The organism is Salmonella sp. 32082101201600294FB01SM01, assembly GCF_017572865.1.
GTDB lineage: Bacteria > Pseudomonadota > Gammaproteobacteria > Enterobacterales > Enterobacteriaceae > Salmonella > Salmonella enterica.
Genome location: NZ_JAGESB010000020.1, coordinates 1 through 570, shown reverse-complemented (window position 1 = coordinate 570; position 570 = coordinate 1). Strand labels below are relative to the sequence as shown.

Annotated in this window: 1 tRNA gene and 2 rRNA genes; all 3 read right to left on the bottom strand. The window is 47.7% G+C overall.

Going from position 1 to position 570, the window contains the following annotated elements:
- Positions 1-102: ribosomal RNA gene (locus J4645_RS22115) — 23S ribosomal RNA — on the bottom strand; the annotation flags it as partial.
- Between the two features lie 183 nt (positions 103-285).
- A tRNA-Glu gene (locus tag J4645_RS22110) sits at positions 286-361 on the bottom strand.
- 85 nt (positions 362-446) lie between these two features.
- Positions 447-570 (bottom strand): 16S ribosomal RNA (locus tag J4645_RS22105); the annotation flags it as partial.

The window sequence follows — 570 nt, the reverse complement described above, 5'->3', positions numbered from 1 at the left end:
ATAACGGTTCATATCACCTTACCGGCGCTTATCGCAGATTAGCACGTCCTTCATCGCCTCTGACTGCCAGGGCATCCACCGTGTACGCTTAGTCGCTTAACCTCACAACCCGAAGATGTTTCACTTCTGATTGCGAAAATTTGAGAGACTCACGAACAACTTTCGTTGTTCTGTGTTTCAATTTTCAGCTTGATCCAGATTTTTAAAGAGCAAATATCTCAAACATGACTCGTAAGTCAGTTTTGAGATATTAAGGCAGGTGACTTTCACTCACAAACCAGCAAGTGGCGTCCCCTAGGGGATTCGAACCCCTGTTACCGCCGTGAAAGGGCGGTGTCCTGGGCCTCTAGACGAAGGGGACGTATCAGTCTGCTTCGCAAGACGCCTTGCTATTTACTTTTCATCAGACAATCTGTGTGAGCACTGCAAAGTACGCTTCTTTAAGGTAAGGAGGTGATCCAACCGCAGGTTCCCCTACGGTTACCTTGTTACGACTTCACCCCAGTCATGAATCACAAAGTGGTAAGCGCCCTCCCGAAGGTTAAGCTACCTACTTCTTTTGCAACCCAC